At 61.9% G+C, this 21,847-nt stretch carries 24 protein-coding genes; 11 read left to right on the top strand and 13 right to left on the bottom strand.

The window, feature by feature from the left end:
- Positions 1-65: 65 nt before the first annotated feature.
- Positions 66-998 carry a LysR family transcriptional regulator gene (locus TU73_RS05105; protein ID WP_057011334.1) on the bottom strand — a complete coding sequence of 311 codons (933 nt, stop codon included), beginning with the start codon at positions 996-998 and terminating at the stop codon, positions 66-68.
- A 117-nt stretch (positions 999-1,115) separates the two neighbouring features.
- Between TU73_RS05105 and TU73_RS05100 the strand changes: the two genes are divergently transcribed.
- The 3 genes from TU73_RS05100 (at position 1,116) to TU73_RS28045 (ending at position 2,324) form a co-directional block, all read left to right on the top strand.
- A complete protein-coding gene (locus TU73_RS05100) occupies positions 1,116-1,604 on the top strand; it encodes a DMT family transporter (protein ID WP_046072207.1) in 489 nt (162 codons plus the stop codon).
- Positions 1,605-1,608: 4 nt separating this feature from the next.
- The gene (locus TU73_RS05095) at positions 1,609-2,064 is read left to right on the top strand and encodes a DMT family transporter (protein WP_057011269.1); all 456 of its coding nucleotides are present in this window, start codon (positions 1,609-1,611) and stop codon (positions 2,062-2,064) included.
- Between the two features lie 89 nt (positions 2,065-2,153).
- A complete protein-coding gene (locus tag TU73_RS28045; protein ID WP_082642544.1) occupies positions 2,154-2,324 on the top strand; it encodes a metallothionein in 171 nt (56 codons plus the stop codon).
- A 122-nt stretch (positions 2,325-2,446) separates the two neighbouring features.
- Here TU73_RS28045 and TU73_RS05090 read toward each other — a convergent pair whose 3' ends face one another.
- From TU73_RS05090 to TU73_RS05080, 3 genes are all read right to left on the bottom strand, one after another.
- Positions 2,447-3,478 (bottom strand): purine-nucleoside phosphorylase, encoded by a 1,032-nt coding sequence (locus TU73_RS05090; RefSeq protein WP_057011268.1) that lies wholly within the window; start codon positions 3,476-3,478, stop codon positions 2,447-2,449.
- Positions 3,479-3,492: 14 nt separating this feature from the next.
- The gene (locus tag TU73_RS05085; protein WP_057011267.1) at positions 3,493-4,443 is read right to left on the bottom strand and encodes a nucleoside-specific channel-forming protein Tsx; all 951 of its coding nucleotides are present in this window, start codon (positions 4,441-4,443) and stop codon (positions 3,493-3,495) included.
- Between the two features lie 171 nt (positions 4,444-4,614).
- Positions 4,615-5,538 (bottom strand): AraC family transcriptional regulator, encoded by a 924-nt coding sequence (locus TU73_RS05080; RefSeq protein WP_057011266.1) that lies wholly within the window; start codon positions 5,536-5,538, stop codon positions 4,615-4,617.
- Positions 5,539-5,749: 211 nt separating this feature from the next.
- Here TU73_RS05080 and TU73_RS05075 point away from each other — a divergent pair, with 211 nt between their 5' ends.
- The gene (locus TU73_RS05075; RefSeq protein ID WP_057011265.1) at positions 5,750-7,066 is read left to right on the top strand and encodes an ABC transporter substrate-binding protein; all 1,317 of its coding nucleotides are present in this window, start codon (positions 5,750-5,752) and stop codon (positions 7,064-7,066) included.
- 12 nt (positions 7,067-7,078) lie between these two features.
- Positions 7,079-7,852 (top strand): L-iditol 2-dehydrogenase, encoded by a 774-nt coding sequence (locus TU73_RS05070; RefSeq protein WP_057011264.1) that lies wholly within the window; start codon positions 7,079-7,081, stop codon positions 7,850-7,852.
- Between the two features lie 42 nt (positions 7,853-7,894).
- On the opposite strand, the gene TU73_RS05065 is transcribed toward TU73_RS05070, so the two are convergent.
- The gene (locus TU73_RS05065; RefSeq protein WP_057011263.1) at positions 7,895-8,587 is read right to left on the bottom strand and encodes an NUDIX hydrolase; all 693 of its coding nucleotides are present in this window, start codon (positions 8,585-8,587) and stop codon (positions 7,895-7,897) included.
- Positions 8,588-8,732: 145 nt separating this feature from the next.
- Between TU73_RS05065 and TU73_RS05060 the strand changes: the two genes are divergently transcribed.
- The 3 genes from TU73_RS05060 to nadE are packed head-to-tail and all read left to right on the top strand — an operon-like array spanning position 8,733 to position 11,420.
- Positions 8,733-9,380: a nicotinamidase gene (locus TU73_RS05060; protein ID WP_057011262.1), complete on the top strand. Its 648-nt coding sequence runs from the start codon at positions 8,733-8,735 to the stop codon at positions 9,378-9,380.
- Between the two features lie 11 nt (positions 9,381-9,391).
- Entirely contained in the window at positions 9,392-10,609 is a 1,218-nt protein-coding gene (gene pncB / locus TU73_RS05055) for a nicotinate phosphoribosyltransferase (protein ID WP_057011261.1), read from the top strand.
- 1 nt (position 10,610) lies between these two features.
- A complete protein-coding gene (gene nadE / locus TU73_RS05050; protein WP_057011260.1) occupies positions 10,611-11,420 on the top strand; it encodes an ammonia-dependent NAD(+) synthetase in 810 nt (269 codons plus the stop codon).
- A gap of 213 nt (positions 11,421-11,633) precedes the next feature.
- Here the strand turns inward: nadE and TU73_RS05045 are convergent, their stop codons facing one another.
- Genes TU73_RS05045 through TU73_RS05015 form a run of 7 tightly spaced genes read right to left on the bottom strand, consistent with a single transcriptional unit; the run spans position 11,634 to position 18,072 of the window.
- On the bottom strand, positions 11,634-12,665 hold the full coding sequence (locus TU73_RS05045; protein WP_057011259.1) for an ABC transporter substrate-binding protein: 1,032 nt from the start codon (positions 12,663-12,665) through the stop codon (positions 11,634-11,636).
- A 13-nt stretch (positions 12,666-12,678) separates the two neighbouring features.
- On the bottom strand, positions 12,679-13,776 hold the full coding sequence (locus tag TU73_RS05040; protein ID WP_057011258.1) for an NAD(P)/FAD-dependent oxidoreductase: 1,098 nt from the start codon (positions 13,774-13,776) through the stop codon (positions 12,679-12,681).
- Positions 13,773-15,116 carry an FAD/NAD(P)-dependent oxidoreductase gene (locus TU73_RS05035; protein ID WP_057011257.1) on the bottom strand — a complete coding sequence of 448 codons (1,344 nt, stop codon included), beginning with the start codon at positions 15,114-15,116 and terminating at the stop codon, positions 13,773-13,775. The genes TU73_RS05040 and TU73_RS05035 overlap by 4 nt, the downstream gene beginning before the upstream one ends.
- The gene (locus tag TU73_RS05030; protein WP_043049533.1) at positions 15,113-15,403 is read right to left on the bottom strand and encodes a (2Fe-2S)-binding protein; all 291 of its coding nucleotides are present in this window, start codon (positions 15,401-15,403) and stop codon (positions 15,113-15,115) included. Before TU73_RS05030 ends, TU73_RS05035 begins: the two co-directional genes overlap by 4 nt.
- Positions 15,403-16,197: an ABC transporter permease gene (locus TU73_RS05025; protein ID WP_057011256.1), complete on the bottom strand. Its 795-nt coding sequence runs from the start codon at positions 16,195-16,197 to the stop codon at positions 15,403-15,405. Before TU73_RS05025 ends, TU73_RS05030 begins: the two co-directional genes overlap by 1 nt.
- Before the next feature lie 4 nt (positions 16,198-16,201).
- Positions 16,202-17,047: an ABC transporter permease gene (locus TU73_RS05020; RefSeq protein ID WP_057011255.1), complete on the bottom strand. Its 846-nt coding sequence runs from the start codon at positions 17,045-17,047 to the stop codon at positions 16,202-16,204.
- The gene (locus TU73_RS05015) at positions 17,044-18,072 is read right to left on the bottom strand and encodes an ABC transporter ATP-binding protein (RefSeq protein ID WP_057011254.1); all 1,029 of its coding nucleotides are present in this window, start codon (positions 18,070-18,072) and stop codon (positions 17,044-17,046) included. Before TU73_RS05015 ends, TU73_RS05020 begins: the two co-directional genes overlap by 4 nt.
- Positions 18,073-18,314: 242 nt before the next feature.
- Here TU73_RS05015 and TU73_RS05010 point away from each other — a divergent pair, with 242 nt between their 5' ends.
- From TU73_RS05010 to TU73_RS05000, 3 genes are all read left to right on the top strand, one after another.
- Entirely contained in the window at positions 18,315-19,145 is an 831-nt protein-coding gene (locus TU73_RS05010; RefSeq protein ID WP_057011253.1) for an IclR family transcriptional regulator, read from the top strand.
- Positions 19,146-19,234: 89 nt separating this feature from the next.
- A complete protein-coding gene (locus tag TU73_RS05005; protein WP_057011252.1) occupies positions 19,235-19,807 on the top strand; it encodes a DUF2239 family protein in 573 nt (190 codons plus the stop codon).
- Between the two features lie 22 nt (positions 19,808-19,829).
- A complete protein-coding gene (locus tag TU73_RS05000) occupies positions 19,830-21,185 on the top strand; it encodes an MATE family efflux transporter (RefSeq protein ID WP_057011251.1) in 1,356 nt (451 codons plus the stop codon).
- Here TU73_RS05000 and TU73_RS04995 read toward each other — a convergent pair.
- Positions 21,169-21,756, bottom strand: coding sequence for a TetR/AcrR family transcriptional regulator (locus TU73_RS04995; protein WP_057011250.1), 588 nt, complete (start codon positions 21,754-21,756; stop codon positions 21,169-21,171). The genes TU73_RS05000 and TU73_RS04995 overlap by 17 nt on opposite strands.
- Positions 21,757-21,847 lie beyond the last annotated feature (91 nt).

Raw genomic sequence — 21,847 nt, 5'->3', positions numbered from 1 at the left:
AACGCGCCTACTTTTCCTACGAGGAAATTTCCCTCACCAGTAGCGTGTCTGGAGCGTACCAGGGGTCACCGATCCCAATACGGCACCGCCCCAAAACACTCCACGAAATAATCAATCACCGTACGTACCTTCAACGACAACCTCCGGCTGCCCGGCCACAAAGCAGCAATCTGCTGAGGCTCCAGGGTCGTCGCGACTTCATAGTCGGTCAGCACGGCTTGCAAGGCGCCGGCGCGCAGGCTTTCGCCAATCAACCAGGAAGGAAACACCACCAGCCCCAGGCCCTGTTCGGCGGCGTGGGTCAGGGTGTCGGCGTGGTTGCCGGTGATCGGGCCCTTGACGCTGTAGGGTGTCCAGTCGCCCTGGCCGTGGCGGAAGAACCAGCGTTGCTGGCCGGTGATGCCTTTGTAGGCCAGGCATTGGTGGTGGGCCAGTTCGTCGGGGTGGCGCGGCGTGCCGTGTTGCGCCAGGTAGGCGGGGCTGGCGGCGATGCGAAAGCGCTGGGGCGCGAAGATGCGTGCCTGCATGCCGGAATCATTGAGCACGCCAATGCGGAACAACAGGTCGGTGCCATCTTGCAGCGGGTCGACGAAGGTGTCGGTTTGCTGGATATCCAGTTGCAGCTTTGGGTAGCGCCGGCACAAAGCGCCCAGCCAGGGAGACAGGTGGCGCTGGCCGAATACCATCGGCGCGTTGATCCGCACCAGCCCGCTGGGCTCGCTGTCCTGTTCCTGCAGGGCCTGATTCGCCATTTCCAACTGCTCCAGCACCAGGCGCGCGTGCCGACCGAGCAGGCGTCCGGCTTCGGTGGGGCTCACGGCGCGGGTATGGCGATACAGTAATTGCTGGCCGAGGGCCTGTTCCATCAGTTGGATCTGCCGCGAAATGGAGGAGGGCGCCAGGCCCTCGCGGCGGGCCACTTCGGAAAAGCTGCCATGGTCCAGCACGGCCACGAACAGGCGCAGCGCCTTGAAGCTCAGTTCATTCAAGCCCTGCATCATGCCTCCAGGCTGTGCGTATTGCGCAAAGGTGTTGTCCGTATACTCCCATTTATCGCACAGGGCGGCCACCGGATAATGCACGCCATGTTTCTTTTCTTGATACGCAGGTGATGTATGCAGGCACGCACTATCGAGGGCATGGCGCAGGCCAGGCCGAATAAAAACCTCCTACGGCTGCTGTTATTGCCGTTGGTGATCCTGGCGGGCATGGGGCTGTCCGTGGAGGCCGGGTTGCTTGGGCCGTTGGGCGCGCAGGTCGGGCATTTGTGGGCGACCTTGAGCATCTTCGGCGTCGGCACGGCGATCCTGCTTCTGCTGCTGCTGTTCAGCGGCCCGCAGCAGGGCCCGGCATTCACCCAACTGCCACGCTGGCAGTTGATCGGCGGGTTTTTGGGGCCGATGTATGTGGTGGTGCTGACACTCGCCACGCCCCACATCGGTATCGCCATGACCATGATTGCGATCCTGTCGGGCCAGGTGGGCAAGAGTGTGTTGATCGACCACTTCGGCTGGTTCGGCACGGCACGCAAGCGCGTCAATGGCGAGCGCTGGATCGCGCTGGCGTTGATTGTGGCGGCATTGGTCCTGATTGCACGAGGGTAAGACGATGAATCTGATTCTGTTATTGGTGGTGGTGATTGCTGCAGGGGCGGTGTTGAGCGTGCAGGCCGCGATCAATGGGTGCCTGGGCCAGACAGTCGGGGTGTTGCGCAGCAGCCTGCTGACCTTTGCCGTTGGCGCGCTCATCACGGCGTTGTTGATATTTTTCTTCGAGCCGGCACAGGCCGTCAGCCTGCTGGACGTGCCGAAATGGCAATTGACCGGTGCCTTGTTCGGTGTGGTGTACATGCTGGTGATGGTCGGCGCGGTGCCGGTGGTCGGCACGGCTGTCGCCACGGTGGCGGTGATTGTCGGGCAGTTGGGCATGGGCATGCTGATCGACAACTTCGGCTGGTTGGGCAACCCGGCCATCGAGTTATCGGGCAGCCGCATCGTGGCGATGCTCTGCCTGGCGCTGGCGCTGGTGTTCATGTATCGCAGCAATACCCGGGCGGCCGACTGATGGCGCTGAACCTTGGCGTCGTGTGCGCAGTCACTGCTTAAGGTGCGGTGTTCGCCGCATCGCGACGACCATGAAAAAGGAGTCTGACCATGCCAGATCAAACCTGTGCTTGCCCACACTGCAAATGCGTACTGGGCAGCGATGCGATCATGAGGGACGGTAAAGGCTATTGCTGCCAGGGCTGTGCCGAGCACCATGCCCACGGTGAGCCTTGCGCCGCCGCGACGGGCTGCGAGTGCGCCAAGTCGGCCCACACCTGAGGTGTTCGACCTGCAGGCCCGGGCAACCCGGTGCCTGCAGGGTGCGTTAAAACAGTTCGCTTGTCGGCGGTGAGTCAAACCGTATCAAATGTGGGAGGGGGCTTGCTCCCACATTCAGATCTTTACTTGGTCTCAGGTACGCCTTTTTCCCACGTCGACCAATCCTTCACAATCGCCTGGACCAACGGATTGCCCGTGCGATACAGGTTTTCCAGCGCCGGTACAAAGCCGCCCTGGTCCGCATACTTGAGCAGGTTGTCTACCTCGCTGTAACCCGGGTAAGGCCGGTCAAAGTCGGAGCCCGCGCGCACCACGGCCAGGCGCTGGATATCCACCAAGCCTTCGCGGCTGGCACGCAGCAGCGCTTCATAGGTGGAGTTGTCTTCCTGTTGGGTGGTGCAGTACTCGCCTTTATTGTCGGTGAGCAATTTGGTCCAGACTTCGGCGCGTTCGCTCAAGCGTGTGCCGGAAAACCAAGTGTTGCCCGCCAGGGTGTCGCAGCGCGTGACTTGTGGTGGCTGGTTGGCCGGAGCGGCAGGGTAGTGTTTGCGCCAGGCGGCCGATTCCTTGCTTTCCGTCAGCTCCACCTGGTGCGACAAGGCAAAGGCCTTGGCTTGCAGCTTGGGGTTGAGCTCGAACACTTCGGTCTTGTAGTCCAATGGTGGTTTTTCGTTGGGGCCCTTGGCGTTGATACCGATATAACCGGTTGGCCAATCCTTGGGCGCATCCCGGGAATCAAGCTCCCACTGGGTGCCAAACTCCACCAGGTAATGAGCCCAGGCTGCAGTGCCGATGGTGCCGTGCTTGGGGCTGATGCCGGCAATCCCGGCGATCAGGAAGTAGCTCTGGCGCAGGTCGAACTTGGGTGACAGGGCCAGGGCCAGGGTCGACGCGGCAGCATTGGTCTGGCCCATGCCGGTCACCAGCAGGCACACCTCCTGGGTGTTGCAGCGAATCACCGGATAGTCGGCAGACAAGCCCGGCACGCGCACTTCTTGCTTGAGTTCCAGGCGGTCGATCCAGGTTTGCGCCTCGGGGGCGAACATCGCGATCAACATCACCTTGGGCTTGATCGGCGCCGGGTTATCCGCCAGCACCACGTGGGGCAACAGTGCCAGGCCGACGGCCAGCGAGACACGGGTAAGTGCTTTCATCTATAGCTCCTTGATCAAAATTGGTAGCCCACGCCGGCGTAGTAACCCCAGCCGTCGGAGCGAGCGCGGAAGTTGCCTTCGCCGAAATTCAACTCGCTGCCGTCCTCCCAGTTACCGCCGTTATGAAAGTAACGCCCCACCAAGGTAAAACGCAGGTGAGTGAATGAGTACAGCAGCACGTTGGTGGCCACCAGGGAATTAGCGGTGCGCGCCGGGTTGTCCTTGTGCAGGTCGGAACCGAAATCGTAGTTGGTAAAACCGATATAAGTGAGCGAAGCACCATTGTCGAACTTGCCGATGGGCACGATGTACTTCATTTGCGCACGGTAGCCGTCCCAGGAGTATTCGTTGCTGGCGCCATAGTTTTCCCACTGATAGCGCCCATAAAAGTTGGCCGACAGGTTGACCCGCGAGTGGGTCTCGATATCGGTGCCCAGGCCGCTGTACAGGGTGTTGGCGCGGTTTTCCTTGTTGCTGCCATGGTCGTAGATCCAGTCAAAGGCCACATACCATTCCTTGAACGGGCCAATCGCCAGGCTGCGGCCCGCGAGGTAGTCGATGGAGATCCGCGGTTCATGCTCCATGAACACCGGCGAGCCATGGTCCCACACGCCTTTGTCATTGCTGTTACCGATGGTGAGGATCTTCGGTACGTCGATATAACCGTACAACTCAAAGGGCCCTTTGCGCCCGAAGTACTCGTATTCCAGGTAAACGTCGTCCTGGGGCTTGGGGCCGAAGCTGATGTCTTTGCTGCCGATCAGCGTCAGGTCCTGGTTGAACCACTCCGACAGATAAACGCCTTTTTTTGCCGGGGGATTGGCTTCTGGGCTGAGGGCTTCGCCCTGTGCTGAGTCATCGACGGGCTTTTCCTGCGCCAAAATGGGTGCACTGAGTACTCCCGTAACGGCGGCCAGTAGCAAGGAAACACCAAAGCAAGCGCGGGGCCTTGAGGTGGGGTGCATTGAAAATCCTTATTCGTACGCGGTTGGAGCCCGATTTGCCGGGTAGGGTGAACTTGGTGCGCAAGTTCGTTCCGCAAACGTTTGCACAGGCTGTACCAACTTGCCTCAATGGCTTGAACTGTTTAGAAAAAACGCGAATTAGCCGACGATTTGGTCAGAAAACCAACAGGCTCAGACCTTGGCGATGGGATTGAATAGATGCAGGGCAGTCTGCCGCCGGTATTCGCTCGGCGTCTGGTGCATTTCGATGCGAAAGTGGCGGTTGAAATTGGACAGGTTGGCGTAGCCCACTTCAAAGCAGATATCCGCCACTGACATCTGGCTTTGCAACAACAACCGACAGGCACGCTGCACGCGGAATTTGCGCATCAGGTCGATAAAGCCGTGGCCGGTATTGCGCTTGAAAAAGCGTGAGAAGCCCGGTTCGCTCATCTCCAGTTGCCGGGCAATGTCCGACAGGCGCACATCGCCCGTCAGTTCGCGCATCAGGTAATCGAAGGCTTGGTTGATGCGTTCGGCACTGCGCGCATCCAGGGTCGGTGCATAGCATGGGCTGGCCAGGGCCTTGGCCTGTGAGGGCGGGGCATGTTGGAGGATATCGAGCAGTTGCAGGAACAGAATCAGGCGTTGCAGGCCATGGGCGCTGCCGATGGCTTCCATCAGCCTGGCGGCGTTAACCGCCGCCTCACCGGTGAATTCAATGCCACGTCGGGCCTGTTCAAACAGCGGCTGTAAATCACCAAGTTCCGGCAGGGCCTTGCGCAGGGCGAGGAGGGCGGCGCCGTCGAATTGCAGCACCACATCGCGGCCACTCAGGTATTCGCCGGGGGCCAGGTCGCCGATCCAGTCGTGGGGCAGGTCAGGGCCGATCAGCGCGACGTGCCCGGCGCTGAAGGCACCGATATAGTCACCCGCCACCAGCTTGCCGCTGCCTTGGCGGATCAAGTGGATTTCAAATTCGGGGTGATGGTTCCAGCGCGCCAGCTCATAGGGATAGTCATGTTCGAACCAGCGAAAGCAATGCTGCGGTTCGGGCAGGATCACTTCGAGTTCGGCAGGGCGGTGCTCAAACAGTTGGGCGCGACTGACGGGCATGCTGATGCCTCTTGTAGGTATGCAATGGCCTTAAAAATACGCGCACTGGCAATCAGCGCGCTACTCCCGGTTTCACTTGGCACTGATACTTTTTTGCTCCTGGCCACGGGGTTAAAAAAGTATCAGGCGCGGATTCGCCAGGCGTTTGTGAGGGCCAGGCCAAGCTGCTGTAATCGGGGCTCGACAACAAAAACAACAGGTGGAAACCGCCATGCTCAAGCTACCGCAAGCATTGTTCCTGCTGACCGGCCTGGCCCTGGCCATACCCAGCCATGCCGCTGAAACCGTCACCATCGCCACGGTCAACAACAGCGACATGATCCGTATGCAACGTCTATCCAAGGTGTTCGAAACGCAGCACCCGGATATCCAGCTCAAGTGGGTGGTGCTGGAAGAAAATGTGCTGCGCCAGCGCCTCACCACCGATATCGCCACCCAGGGCGGGCAGTTCGACGTGCTCACCATCGGCACCTACGAAACCCCATTGTGGGGCGCCAAGCACTGGCTGGAGCCGCTGACCCAACTACCGGCCGACTATGACATCGAGGATATCTTCCCCTCGGTACGCCAGGGCCTGTCCGTCAACAATACCCTGTATGCCTTGCCGTTCTACGGCGAAAGCACCGTCACCTACTACCGCACCGACCTGTTCAAGCAAGCCGGCCTGAGCATGCCCTCACATCCGACCTGGACCGAACTGGGTGAATTCGCTGCCAAACTCACCGCCAAGGACAAAGACCAGTACGGCCTGTGCCTGCGTGGCAAGGCCGGTTGGGGCGAAAACATCGCATTGCTCAGCACCATGGCCAATGCGTTTGGCGCGCGCTGGTTCGACGAGCAGTGGAAGCCTGAGCTGACCAGCCCCGAATGGACCGCGGCCGCCAACTTCTACGTCAACACCCTCAAGCAATACGGTCCGCCGGGCGCTTCCAGCAACGGCTTTAACGAAACCCTGGCGCTGTTCAACAGCGGCAAGTGTGCGATCTGGGTGGACGCCAGCGTCGCCGGCTCCTTCACCACCGACACCAGCCAGAGCAAAGTCGCCGACCGCGTAGGTTTCGCCGCAGCCCCCACCGAAGTCACCGACAAGGGCTCGTCCTGGCTCTATGCCTGGTCCCTGGCGATCCCGGCCACCTCCAAGCACAAGGATGCCGCCAACGCGTTTATCAGTTGGGCGACATCCAAGGCCTACATCCAACTGGTCGCCGAGAAAGAAGGTGTCACCAACGTACCGCCGGGCACCCGCCAGTCCACCTACAGCGCGGCGTACCTGCAGGCCGCACCGTTTGCCCAGGTGACCCTGGAGATGATGAAGCACGCCGACCCCGCACATCCTTCGGCCAAACCCGTGCCGTACGTGGGCATCCAGTACGTGACCATCCCCGAGTTCCAGGCCATCGGCACCTCCGTTGGCAAGCTGTTCTCGGCGGCGCTCACCGGCGGTATGTCGGTTGAGCAGGCATTGCAGCAGGCGCAGGCCAGCACCGAACGCGAGATGAAACGCGCCGGCTACCCGAAATCACTTTGACAGGACATCCCGATGAAACGACTCGAAGGTAAAAGCGCGCTGATCACCGGATCGGCGCGGGGCATTGGCCGCACGTTTGCCCAGGCCTACATCGCCGAAGGCGCCACCGTTGCCATTGCCGACATCAACCTGCAACGGGCCCAGGCCACTGCCGCCGAACTGGGGCCCCAGGCCTACGCGGTGGCGATGGACGTCACCGATCAGGCTTGCATCGACATCGCAATCGCCACGGTGGTGGCCCATGCCGGCAAGCTGGATATCCTGATCAACAATGCGGCACTGTTCGACCTGGCGCCCATCGTCGACATCACCCGTGACAGCTTTGAGCGGCTGTTCTCGATCAACGTTGCCGGCACCCTGTTCACCTTGCAGGCCGCCGCCCGGCAGATGATCCGCCAGGGGCACGGCGGCAAGATCATCAACATGGCCAGCCAGGCGGGGCGGCGTGGCGAGCCGTTGGTGGCGGTCTATTGCGCGACCAAGGCAGCGGTGATCAGCCTGACGCAATCGGCGGGGCTGAACCTGATCAAGCAGGGCATCAACGTCAACGCCATCGCCCCGGGCGTGGTGGACGGCGAGCACTGGGACGGGGTAGACGCGCTGTTCGCCAGGCATGAAGGTTTGGCGCCTGGCGAGAAGAAAAAGCGGGTAGGGGATGAGGTGCCGTTTGGGCGGATGGGCACGGCCGAAGACCTGACCGGCATGGCGATTTTCCTGGCTTCGAAGGAGGCCGACTATGTGGTGGCCCAGACCTACAACGTCGATGGTGGCAACTGGATGAACTAAAGCCACCCCCGGGTTTCCACCTTCGCTGTTCCTGCAGGCGCGTCAGTCAGCAAAGCTTCGATCAAAGAAGTAAACCGCCCCAGGCTTCAAATTTTCCACCGTCGCCTGGGGGCGGCCGCCTTCGCCATTCTTCTTGCGCCCCGTCTCGCGCAGATACCCCGCCTCCATGAGTTTCAACAGGCGCTGGCGAATACTGGTCTTCAATACCGGCCGCGCCAGCACCAGGGAGAAGATCGTGGTCGCTTCCGGCGCGCTGAATTCAGGGCCCAGGAACATCAGCGGCAAGTTGCTGTACAGCGACTTCGACAACAGCCGCTCATGCACGGCCGCCACGATGCTGTTGTGATCGAATGGCAGCTTGATACTGCCATCGGCCACCGAACTCAGTGAAAACCAGCCCTGGTGCTCGCCCAGCGCCATTTCATCCGCCACGATTGCCAGGTAGTAAGTCGACGAAGACCAGCAGCGCGGGTCGCGAAACGCGTCGCCCACCGTGCCCACCTGTTCGCTCCAGGCCAGGTCCAGGCCGACCTTGTCACTGGCGCGCAAGCGTTCCACCGCATCCTTGAGGCTCAGGTCTTGCACGTCGCCATTCACAACCACACCCGGCAGTGCCCAATGCCCGGCGAACGGCTCGGCTTCGCGTTTATTCAGCAGCAGCTTCAATTCTGCAGCGGCGCGGCAGTAGCACAGCACGCAGAGATCGACGGTGTGCAGGTAGGCGCTAAGTGGCATGACAGGTCCTTATCAACAGTGGCCGGCATAGTCTAACGGATCGAACAGATATGTCATGAACTGACGTCCGCCTAGATAAACAAATGTTTCTTGCTATGAAAGTACATGACGTGTACTTTTGTTTCCAGGCCACCGGAGAATCGCCATGACCCTTGCCAAAACCGCTATCGCTTCATTCGACGTCGACGCCCAGAAAAGCTTCACGCCGCTGTGCCCCAATGAATTGCCGGTGGCCGGTGGCGACCGCATCGGTGCCGAGCTCAACTACATGGCCAGCCTCGCCGGCCATCGCATCGGCAGCAAGGACGCTCACACTCCCCACGCACCCTGGGTAGTAGCGCAGCACAGCGAGATGCTGCAACCCACCGGCCTGGCCCACGCCGATGTCACCTGGGTCAGCCACTGTGTGCCGGGCACCGAGGGCTTCACCTTGCTCGACGAGTTGCCCAGCCCCTATGACTACGACTACTTCATCTGGAAAGGCGTCGAACCCGACCTGCACCCCTACGGCGCCTGTTACCACGACCTGCACGACAAGCTGTCCACCGGGGTGATCGAGTACCTCAAGGCCCAGGGCGTCGCCCGCGTGATCGTCGGCGGCCTGGCCCTGGACTACTGCGTCAAGACCACCGCACTGCAACTGCTCAAGGCTGGCCTGCAAGTCGTCCTGCACCTGCCGGCCTGCCGCAGCATCAGTGAGGAGGGCGGTGTACAGGCCGTGAACGAGTTGCTCAAGGCCGGTGCTGTTATCAGCAGTACCCGCGAAGAACTGGCCGCGATGGCCGCGCGTTAAGGAGACCCACCATGGAAAGTGCCTACGACAAGCAATCCCCAGTGATCCAGGGCCTGCTCGATACTGACTACTACACCTTCACCATGATGCAGGCGGTATTGCACCAGCACCCCAATGTCGATGTGGAATACAACTTCATCGTGCGCTCCAGGGAAAAACTCGGGCACCTGATCCCGCAGATGCGCGATGAGCTGGAAAAACTCGCCGGCCTGCACATGCGCGAAGGTGAGCTGCGCTTTTTGTTCAACCCGCGTTTTCGCGAATACCTCACCCCGGACTACGAGCGCTTCCTTGGCCTGTTCCGCTTCAACCTGCGTTATATCCACGTCAGTGAGGTCGACGGTCAGCTCAACATCCGTGTAATCGGCCCGATGTTGCACTGCATCATGTTCGAACAACCGGTCCTGGCCCTGGTCAGCGAATTGCGCAACCGTGACAAATACCCCGACGTCACCCTGGAGGACGTCACCCGCAAGCTCTACCAGAAATTCGACTGGCTGGAAAAAAACCTCAGCCGCGATGAATTGGCCGACCTGCGCGTGTCTGACTTCTCTACCCGTCGGCGCCTGTCGTTCAAGGCCCAGCGCGAAGTGGTGGACATCATGCGTCGCGACTTCCCCGGCCAGTTTGTCGGCACCAGCAACGCGCACCTGGCCTACGAGTTCGACCTGCCGCTGATCGGTACCATGGCCCACCAATGGCTGATGGTGCACCAGCAGCTGGGGCGCCTGCGTGAAAGCCAGAATGCCGCGCTGGAAAACTGGGTGCGCGAGTACCGTGGCCGCCTGGGCATTGCCCTGACCGACTGCATCAGCACGGATTTTTTCCTCAAGGACTTCGACCTGTACTTCGCCAAGCTCTACGACGGCCTGCGCCAGGATTCCGGTGACCCCATCGCCTGGGCCGACAAGGTGCTGGCCAGATACAAGGAACTTGGCATCGACCCCATGACCAAAGACCTTATGTTCTCCGATGGATTGAACTTCGAAAAATGCCTGCCGATCCTGCGTCACATCCGTGGCAAGGCCAGGTTCGGCTTTGGCATGGGCACCAGCCTGGCGTGTGACGTGCAAGGTGTGGAGCCGCTGAGCATCGTGATGAAACTGGTGCGGGTCCACGGCGAGCCGGTGGTGAAGTTCTCCGATGACCCGGTCAAGAACGTTTGCGAAGACGCCTCGTTTTTGCAGTACGCGGCGCAGGTATTCAATGTCGGCAATGTGGAGGTGTGACATGCAGGACCGTATCGCACAGGAACTGAATATCAATCGGCAGCTGGTGAAGGGAGGTGAAGCCAAGGAAATCCAACGGCGCATCGACTTCATCAAGCGCACCTTGCGCAGTTCGGGCTGCAAAGCCCTGGTGCTGGGCATCAGTGGTGGCGTTGACTCACTGGTTGCCGGCCGCCTGTGCCAGCTGGCGGTCGAGCAACTGCGCTCGCAGGATTACGCCGCGCGGTTTATCGCCATGCGCCTGCCGTACAAGAGCCAGGCTGACGAGAACGATGCTACCGCGTCCCTGGACTTTATACGGCCGGACCAGATCGATACCCTAAACATCGCCGCCAGTGTCGATGGCCTGATGAGCAGCTTGCCTGCCGGCGAGGTCGATGCCGAGCGCGTGGACTTCATCAAAGGCAACGTCAAGGCGCGCGCGCGGATGATTGCGCAATATGCCGTCGCCAATCTGCAAAACGGTCTGGTGGTCGGTACCGACCAAGGTGCTGAAGCGCTGATGGGCTTCTTCACCAAATTCGGCGACGGTGCCTGCGACCTGGCACCGCTTTCCGGCCTGACCAAGACCCAGGTACGCCTGCTTGGCACCGCGCTGGGCGCCCCCGACAACCTGGTCAAAAAAGCCCCGACCGCCGATCTTGAGGAATTGGCGCCGGGCAAGCTGGACGAAGTTGCCTACGGCTGTACCTATGACGACATCGACGCGTACCTGATGGGTGAGCCCGTGAGTGAGCACGTAAGAACGATTGTAGAGAACGCCTACAGCAAGACCGCGCACAAGCGCGCGCTGCCCATCGTGCCTCTTTAGGCAAGGTTGCCTTCACAACTTTGTTACGTCGCTGGACCTGTGGGAGCGTCTGGTCAGTCAAGAGATGGCCCGGGCAATCGGTGACCTGGCCGAGGGAGCTTGCTCCCGCTGGCGGCCTGACAGCCTGTAGTTATCTAACTGATGACACCGCTATCCAAATGTGGGAGGGGGCAAGTCGAATCATCGCGCCGCCCCTCCCACAGGTCCAGCAGCCTACCGCTCAATCGACCGACTCCACCGCGCATTCCACTGCGGCCGTGACTGATTCACCTGATCCCAATCAATCGAAATCGCCGTCTGTAAATAACTCTGCATGGCCTCCACACGTTCACGGGTCTTGTCGGTGGTGGGCGTGGTCGGGTTCGATGGAATCTGATCGCCTTCTTCCAGCGCCGGGGCCTGGGCTTCGGCGGTCAGCAGGAACGCGGCGAGCTTCTGCGCCAGTTCCGGCTGGTCGTTGCGGGCGATCACGCATTCGGCGACGTTGAGCACCACTGCGCCTTCCTTGGGTTGTGCGTACTCCATGGGCACACCGAGCAGCTTTTGCGTGGCGACCTGGGTCGGGGTCAGGGGGAAGATTGCGGCTTCATCGGTTTGCACCATCTCGGAGATTTTTGCCGAGCTGGCGATATATTCCAGCACATTGGGGCCGACGGTGGTTGGCCAGGCCTTGAAGCCCGGCTCCACGTTGGTTTCATCGCCACCCTGGAGGCGGTTGAACATCAAGAATCCGTGCAGACCGAAAGTGGAGGAGGCCAGGGACTGGAACACCACTTTTTCCTTGAAACGCGGGTCGGCCAGGTCCATCCACGAGGTGGGCGCGGCCCAGCCTTTTTCCTTGAACAGCCTGGCGTTGTAGCCCAGGCCGGTGACGCCCAGGGTCACGGCCACCGCCTGCTCCTTGATCCTGGCCTTGGCCGGGATCTGCGCCAGGGTCGGGCTCGGCGCGAGCTTGTCGCACAGGCCCATGGCGATGGCGCGATACATGATGCCGTCGTCGAGGAACATCACATGCATCTGCGGGTTGGCCTGGTTGGCCTGGACCTTGGCGAGGATGTCCGACGAGGTGCCGGGCACGATCACCACCTTGACGTTATTGGCCTTTTCGAAGGCGGGCAGCACCTTGTCGGCGTACACCCGTTCCATGGTGCCGCCGTTCATGCCCAGGTACAGCGTCGGTGCGGCGTGGGCGGTGCCGGTGAGCAAGGCGAGGGACAAGCAGGGCAACGCAAGACGTAAGTGCATGGGGTTTTTCCTCTCAGGCTTGGAAACGACGGATGGAAAACGCTTCGATGGGGTGGCAACTGGCCCCTGTGCAGACGATTTCTGCCAGGGCTTCACCGACCGCGGGGCCCAGCTGGAACCCGGCGCCGGCGAAGCCAAAACCGTGGAGCAGCCCCGGTTGGGTGCTGCTGGGGCCGATCACCGGTTCGTGATCGGGCAAGTAACCTTCGGTGCCGCTCCAGGTGCGAATGGCCTGGGCGCCCTTGAGAAACGGATACAGCTCGCCGGCATTGCGCAAAATCTCCAGCACCGCCACCTGGCCCGGCCTGGCCATGCGTGGGCCGACGGCAAAGCCACGACCGCCGCCGAGGATGCAATTGCCCCTGGCGACCTGTCGCGCATAGATGCCGCCGCCCTCGACGCCGGTGCTGACTGTCATCACTACCGGCAACGGTTCGGTCACCAGCATCGCCGGGTGCGCCGAAGTGATCGGCACCGGCTCGCCGAATTGCGCGGCGACACTGCCAGCCCAGGCGCCGGCGCAGTTGAGCAGCCAGGGCGCTTGCAAGTGCAGGCCGTTGGCGCAATGCACCTGGAACTGACGGCTGTCATGTTCGATGCGGGTTACCTCGGCTTGCTCGTGCACCGAGGCACCGAGACGTTGCGCGGCGCGGGCGAAGGCCGGGGAGACCAAGCGCGGGTTGGCATGCCCGTCTTCGGGGCACAGCGAGGCGCCCACGGCCACGTCGCCCACCCAAGGGAAGTGTGCGTGCAATTGGCGCTGATCCAGCAACTGCAAGTCCAGGCCAAAACCAACGGTTTGCGTGGCGTACGCTTGCAGCGCGGCGAAGTCCGCAGGGCTGCGGGCCAGCTTCAAATGCCCGCAGCGCACATATTCGCCGTCTATACCGATCAGCCCCGGCAAGTCGGCCCACAGTTGATGGGCACGCTGGGACAACGGCAGCTGGTGCAAAGGCCGACCCTGACGGCGCACGCCGCCGTAATTGACGCCGCTGGAATGCGAGCCGCAAAAGTCCCGCTCCACCAGCGCCACCCGCTGACCTTTCTGCGCCAGCATCAAGGCCGCCGAAGCGCCGACGATGCCGCCGCCCAAGACGATGACGTCGATCACGGTTGTACCTCCACGCCAAACGGCAATGGCTTGATCGGCGCCTGGCCACGCAGGCGTCCCACCTGATCGATGCGACGCCCACTGCGCTCAGCAACAATTTCCGCCACCGCCAACCCGCACATGCGTCCCTGGCAGCGTCCCATACCGACGCGGCAATGGGCCTTGACCCGGTTGACTTCCCAGTGGCCTTCATCCACCACCGCCCGCACCGCGCCGACGCTGACCTCTTCGCAGCGGCACAGCATCAGCTCGTCCGGCGCTTGCGCGGCCCAGTGTTCAGGGAATGGGAACGCGGTTTCCAGGCCCTGGCGAAAGCCTCGAATACGCGCCAACTGTTTCTGCAGTGCCTCCCGGCGGCGCTGATCGACCGTGCTGCCGGCATCCTCCAGCAGCGCCAACGCCGCACATTCGCCCGCCATTTGCGCCGCCTCTGCGCCCATGATCCCGGCGCCGTCACCGGCCAGGTACACCGCTTCGACACTGCTGCGCCCGGCGCTGTCCCGTTGGGGCAACCAGGCACGGTTGAGGCTGCTCCAGGCAAATTCACAGCCGAGCAAATCCGCCAATTGCGTCTCGCTGCGCAAGGCATGGGCGAAGGCCACCGCGTCGCATTCCAGAGTCTGTTCGCCCCAGCGAATCCCGTGAACCCGTTGGTCGCCGTCGATCTGCCTGAGGGTTGCGCCCTGATGCACGGGGATCCCGTGGGCGCTCAGCCAGGCGCGGTAATACATGCCTTTGGCCAAGGTCAGCGGTTGCCTGAGCAGTGCCGGCAATGCGCGACACTGGGCGCTGAACGGCGCGCTGTCGAGCACCGCCACCACCTTGGCGCCAGCCTGGGCGTATTGGTAAGCGACCAGATAGAGCAATGGCCCTGAACCACAAAACGCCACGCGCTCGCCAATCGCGCAGCCTTGATATTTCAAGGCGATCTGTGCCGCGCCCAGGCTGTAGACACCGGGCAAGGTCCAGCCCGTTACCGGCAGGATGCGGTCGGTGGCGCCGGTGGCGACGATGAGCCTGGAGTACTCGATGCTCTCGGCGCGACCATTGTCGAGCAGGTCGAGACGGCCGTCCTCAGCGTTCCACACCAGGGTGTGCGGCCGATAGTCGATCAACCGTGCGAGTTCATCCATGGTGTGGTGCACAGCCAGCGCCTTGCCCGCTTCAAAACCGTAAAGCTGCTTGGCCGAGCGCTGGAAATTTTCCGGTTGGCGCCGATAGATCTGCCCACCTGCGCGCAGGTTCTCGTCGATCAGGCAGGGCCGGATGCCGTGGTCGAGCAGCGTGCGGGCGGCGCGGATGCCCGCCGGGCCTGCGCCGACAATCACCACCGGCTTCATGGCTGACGCCCCGGGTCACGGCTGATCGCCTGGCCGGCTTCGAGCAAGGTCGAGCACGCGCGCACTCGGCGCCCGTCCCCAAGCCGTACCCAGCAATCCTGGCAGGCGCCCATCAGGCAAAAACCGGCGCGGCGTTCGGCGCTGAAATCACTGCCGCGCACATGCTCGGCGCAGGTCAGCACGGCGGTCAGCAGCGTATCGCCAAGCAAGCCCGTGGCGGGCTGGCCATCCAGGGTGAACGCCAGGGCAGGGCGCTGGGTTTCGGTCAAGCGCTTGAACAAGGCCATCAGTGTTTCCCCACCAGCACGCGATCCAGGCCGTAGACCCGGTCGAGCACGATCATGGTGGCTGCGGTGAGTGCGATCACCAGTGCCGATACGGCGGCCATCATCGGGTCGATGGACTCGGTGGCGTACACGTACATGCGCACCGGCAGGGTTTGAGTAGCTGGCGAGCTGACGAAGATCGACAGGGTCACTTCATCGAAGCTGTTGATGAAGGCCAGCAACCAGCCGCCCGCCACGCCGGGCAGGATCATCGGCAGGGTGACCAGCCGAAACAGCGTGAAGCGCCCGGCGCCGAGGGACTCGGCAGCCTGCTCGGCACTGCGATCGATACCGATCGCAGCGGCCAGTACCAGGCGCAGCACATAGGGCGTAATGATCACGACGTGTGCCAGCATCAGCCAGGTGAAGCTGCCGTTGACGCCCATCAGCGCAAACAGGCGCAGCATCGCCACCCCCAGCACCAGATGCGGGATGATGATCGGCGACAGAAATAACGCACTGAAAAAATTGCGCCCGGGGAACGCATAACGACTGATCGCCAGGGCCGCCGGCACCGCAATCAGGGTCGCCAGGGACGCGGCGGTAAAGGCCAGGATCAAACTGTTATAGAACGCCTGGATAAAGTCGGCGCGCTCGAACACCGCGCGAAACCAACGCAGGGAGAAGCCCGAAGTGGGCAGGCTCAGGGTGTTCTCCGGGGTGAACGCCACCAGGCACACCACCATCAGCGGCGCCATCATGAACACTACCACCACCGTATGAAAACCGAGGGCCAAAGGACCGTTTCTAGACATGCGCTTAAACCCCCAGGGACTTTTTGTAGCGGCCTTCGACCATGCGGTTCCAGCTCAGCATGATCAGCAGATTGACCAACAGCAGCACCACGGCAATGGTCGCGCCCATGGGCCAATTGAGTTCCGACAGGTATTGGTCGTACACCACCGTGGCGACCATTTTCAGGCGGCGTCCACCCAGCAGGCCGGGGATTGCAAACGAGCTGGCGGCCAGGCCGAACACGATCAGGGTGCCGGACAACACCCCGGGCATTACCTGGGGCAGCACGATTTTGCGCATCACCGTGGCCTGGCTCGCACCAAGGGACAGCGCAGCCTGCTCAGCCGAGGGGTCGAGCTTTTGCAGCGAGGTCCACACCGGGATGATCATGAACGGCAGCATCACGTGCACCAACGCGATGATCACCGCGAAGGGCGTGTACAGCAGCTTCAGCGGACGCCCGCCGAGGGCCTGGATCACCTGGTTGACCAGGCCGTCGGCGCCGAGCAGCAAACTCCAGCCAAACGCGCGAACCACCACCGAAATCAGTAGCGGCGTGAGGATCAGGATCAGGAAGATCGAGCGCCACGGCGTACCCATGCGACTGAGGATGTAGGCTTGCGGCACGCCTATCACCACACATAGCAGGGTCACTAAGGCGCTGATCCAAAAGGTGCGCCAAAAAATCTCGTAGAAGTAGGCATCGCTGAACAATGCCAGGTAATGGGCCAGGGTCCACTCATCGGGCTTGACGCCCACCTGGTAGTCGAACACGTTGAACGACAGTACCAACGTCAGGCCCAGGGGCAGGAGCAGCAGCCCGGCAAACAGCGCCAACGCCGGCAGCGAGAGCAGGTAACCGCGACTCATGGGTGCACCTCATCCGCCGCCAGCACCCGCAGCAGATCCGCGTGCCATTGCAGGCCCACCGCCGCGCCACAGCCCAGCGGTGGGCGGCCGTCATTGCTGCGCACCACGGTGATTTCGCCGAGCGAGGTGTGAATGCGGTACAGCCATTGGCTGCCGAAAAAATAGCGGTCGAGCACCTTGCCTTGCACGCGGCCGGCGCCTGCATCCACCAATTGGATCTTTTCCGGGCGCAGGCTCAGGGTCAGTTCGCCATCGCCACTCTCGTGACGCACCTGGGGCGTGCCAAGGGCATCGTAGTCGCCGGCCAGCAGGTTGGCCTTGCCGACGAAGTCCGAAATAAAGCGCGTGCGCGGGTGTTCATAGAGCTTGTAGGGCACGTCGATCTGGGTCACGCGCCCGGCCTGCATCACCACCACACGGTCACTGATGGAAAGGGCTTCGGCCTGGTCATGGGTGACCATCAAGGTGGTGATACCGACAGCGCATTGGATGCGGCGGATTTCAAATTGCATTTCTTCACGCAGGTTGGCGTCGAGGTTGGACAGCGGCTCATCCAGCAGCAGCACCGGCGGCTCGATCACCAGCGCACGGGCCAGGGCCACGCGCTGGCGCTGGCCACCGGACAACTCCCGGGGGTAGCGCTCAGCGTGGGCAGCCAGGCGTACCAGCTCCAGTACTTGCTTGACCTTGCTGGCAATTTCCACGGCCGGCACCTTGCGCATCTTCAGGCCGAAGGCGACGTTGTCACGCACGCTCATGTGAGGGAACAGCGCGTAGCTCTGGAACACCACGCCCAAGCCACGGCTGGCAGGCTTGGCGTGGGTGATGTCGCGACCGTCGAGCAGGATCTGCCCGCCGCTCACATCGACGAAGCCGGCGATCATTTGCAGGGTAGTGGTCTTGCCGCAGCCGGAAGGGCCGAGCAGGGAAACGAACTCGCCTTTTTCCACCGCAAGGTCAGTGGCGACCACTGCGTCGACGGCGCCGTAGCGTTTGCTCAAGGCGTTGAGTTGGAGAAATGCCATGTCTGCGTTCCACCTTTTTTCAGTCGCGTCGAAACGCGCTTTTTTTGTTTTGGGCAGATGCGAATGAAGTGTTGCCGGTGCGTTGGCGCTCGATCTTGAGTCGGCTGCCGTTTGTTGTTCATTTCGCCCCTGTGGACGCAGATTAGGACGAAGACTAGGATGGGTGGAAGATGGAATTTCACTCCATGAGTAATATTTTAATATTTATTCACTTAACAGAATTTTATAGGGAGATAAGCGGTTTGGATTCCACTGAGCGGAATGATGGTAGCAAGGAAGTCGGCGCGGGCGGCGTATCTCGGTTGTTCGCATTGCTGCGTACCCTGGGCGAGGTGGCCGAAGGCGGCGAGCGTGTTACCCAGCTCGCCCAACAGGTCGGCTTGTCCCAACCTACCACCCACCGCCTGCTGCGTAGCCTGGTGGAGGAGGGCATGGTCGAGCAGGATGCGCGCAGCAAGCGTTATCGCCTGAGCCTGGAGTTCTTTGCCTTGGCGGCCAATGCCGGCAAGACCGGCAACCTGCGCGAGCTGGTGCGCCCGAGCCTGTTGCGCTTGAGCGCTTCGTTAGGTGATTCGTTGTTCCTGCTGGCGCGCAGCGGCTTCGATGCGATTTGCCTGGACCGCAGCGAAGGCCCGTACCCGATCCGCACCTTTACCGGCGATATCGGCGGGCGCGTGGCCTTGGGCGTGGGGCAGGGCAGCCTGGCGATCCTGGCGTTCCTGCCGGAGGAGGAGCGCGAGACAGTGATTCGCTACAACCTGCCACGGCTCAGGGACTTCCACCTGTACGACGAAGTGCTGCTGCGTTCGGAAGTGGAGAATGTCCGCAGCCTGGGTTATGCGGCGCGCAATACCGGGGTGCTGGAAGGCATGGCGGGGTTGGCAGTGCCGATCCTCAATCGCGAGGGGCATGCGGTGGCAGCATTGAGTGTGGCGACCATCAGTGATCGCCTGGGGCCGAGCCGCTTGCCGATGGTCGTGGAGTTGCTCAAACGCGAAGCCGCGGCAATCGGGCCGCGCGTCAACCCATTCGACCCCACGTTGCGTCGGCCCTCGCAGGCCTTTAACGGGTAGGCAATTGCGCCCGCAAAAAGATTCTTGCAAGTCGGCCAATTCAGTCTAATATAACCCGGGTAAAACAAATAATATCCGGGTAATAAGCCATGCCTACGCAAAACCTTTCCCTATGCACAGCTTTCGCGGGCCATCAACGCATCGCCGCCGGCACCTATGCCGATGTGGCTGAGGCCCTTGCCGCTCAGGCGTTGCCCGCCGGTAGCTTTCTGGTCTTCGATGACATTACCGGCACACAGATCGATTACCCGTGGCCAGCGGGTTACGCGCCGCAGCCTCCGGCCCCGGTCGAAAGCGACGACGAGCCACCTGCCATGCCCTCGGTAGGCCGTCCGAAATTGGGCGTGGTCGCTCGCGAAGTGACCTTGCTGCCACGTCATTGGGAGTGGCTCGGCCAGCAGCGCGGCGGTGCGTCGGCGGCCCTGCGCCGGTTGGTGGATGAAGCGCGCACGGCCCACGCCAGTGTTGATCAACTGCGCCAGGCCAAAGAGGCCAGCTATCGCTTCATGAACGCCATTGGCGGCAACCTGCCGGGCTTTGAAGACGCCTCGCGCGCGCTGTTTGCCCAGGACAGGGCCGGCTTCTTGCACCACATCGCGCACTGGCCGGCGGACGTGCAGACGTACCTGGGCTGGCTGTCGCGCAATGCCTTCCCAGCCTAATCACTCCGGGACTCGAACCAGCATGGAAGTTACCCAGCAACGGCCGTTGTGGCAGATCTATCTGATCTTTCTGGCACCCATGGTGCTGTCCAATTTTCTGCAAAGCTTTTCCGGCACCCTCAACGGCATCTATGTCGGGCAGATGCTCGGCACCCAGGCGCTGGCGGCGGTGTCGGGGATGTTCCCCATCGTGTTTTTCTTTATCGCCCTGGTGATCGGCCTGGGGGCGGGCGCTTCGGTATTGATCGGCCAGGCGTGGGGCGCCCAGGAGACGGGGCTGGTCAAAGTAATTACTGGCGCCACTCTCACGTTGGGCGCGCTGGTGGGCCTGAGCGCCGCGGTACTGGGCAGCCTGTTTGCGCGTCCGGCCTTGCAGGCATTGGGTACGCCGTTGGATGTGCTCGACGATGCGGTGGGTTACGCCCAGATGATGATGTTGATCATGCCGTTGCTGCTGGTCTTCATCCTCTATACCCAATTGCTGCGCGGGGTCAGCGACACGATTTCGCCGCTGCTGGCGTTGATGGTCTCGACCCTGGTGGGCTTGGTGCTGACCCCGGCGCTGATCCGCGGCTGGATCGGCCTGCCACCCATGGGCATCCAGAGTGCGGTGTACGCTGGGTTGGTGGGTAACGCCTTGGCGATGCTGTTCCTGGTCCTGCGCCTGCGGCATAAAAACCATGTGATGGCGCCGGATCGCCAGTTGCTCGCGGCCTTGCGCCTGGACCGGGTGATCCTCGGCAAGGTCCTGCGTATCGGTCTGCCGACGGGCTTGCAGATGGTGGTGTTGTCGTTGTCGGAATTGGTCATCCTGGCCCTGGTCAACGGCCACGGCTCCCAGGCCACGGCGGCTTATGGTGCGGTCACGCAGATCGTCAACTATGTGCAGTTCCCGGCGCTGTCGATCGCGATTACCGCGTCGATCCTCGGTGCCCAGGCGATTGGCGCCGGGCGCCTGGAGCGCATCGGGCCGATCCTGCGCACCGGGTTGGTGATCAACCTGTGCCTGACCGGTGCGCTGATCGTGCTCGGTTACGGTTTGTCGCACTGGCTGCTGGGGCTGTTCATCACCGACGACAGCGCACGGGTCAGGGCCGAACACCTGCTGCACATCATGCTCTGGAGCATCCTGGTGTTTGGATTCCAGGCGGTGATCGGCGGCATCATGCGCGCCAGTGGCGTGGTGCTGATGCCGGTGGCGATCTCGATTTTTTGCGTGCTCTGCGTGGAGCTGCCGATGGCTTACCTGTTCAACGCCCACTTCGGGCTGGAAGGGGTGTGGATGGCCTTCCCGGTCACCTACCTGGCGATGCTGGTGCTGCAGACTCTGTACTACCGGCTGGTGTGGCGGCATAAGCAGATCAAGCGCTTGGTTTGAGGCTCAGCCCGCGCAAAAGTAGCTCCAGGCTTTGCAAGGCTTCTTCCAGCCGCGTGCCCGGGTGGTCATCCCGGGCAATCCACAAGGCGGTATTGACCAGGCTGCCGTTGATCATCTGCGCCAGCGCTTGGCTGGGGGCCTGAGGCATTAACCCGGCCTGCATCAAAGCCTCCAGCAATTGGCGCAATGATTCGACGCAATCTTGTTGGGGGCCGGTATTGCCCAGCACCGCCGGCGCATCCTGCAACACGATGCGCTGGATTTCAGGGTCCTGGGCCATGCGCAGATAAGCTCGGCAGCGTTCGCAAAAACCGCTCCAGGGTTCTGCGGCCTGCTCCGAGATGCGTTGCAAGCGCTCGTCCATCTCCCTGTCGAGCTGGGCGACCACGGCCGCCAGCAAGCCTTTTTTGTCACCAAAATGATGGTACAACGCACCGCGTGTCAGCCCGGCTTGGGCGGTGAAGTCATCCATCGATGTATTGGCATAGCCTTGGGTGGCGAAGGCTCGGCGCGCGCTGGCTATAAGGCGGGCGCGGGTGGCTTCGATCATTTCGGCACGGGCTCGGCTCATGGAAGTCTCTTCGCTGGGTGATTGACATACGCTGCGTATGTAAAGCATGATCTGCCACATACGCACCGTATGTATTCTGCCCTGATCGCTT

The sequence above is a fragment of the Pseudomonas libanensis genome, from assembly GCF_001439685.1.
Lineage (GTDB): Bacteria > Pseudomonadota > Gammaproteobacteria > Pseudomonadales > Pseudomonadaceae > Aquipseudomonas > Aquipseudomonas libanensis.
Note: the sequence above shows the minus strand (reverse complement) of the source record. Positions and strands in the feature narration are given on the sequence as shown.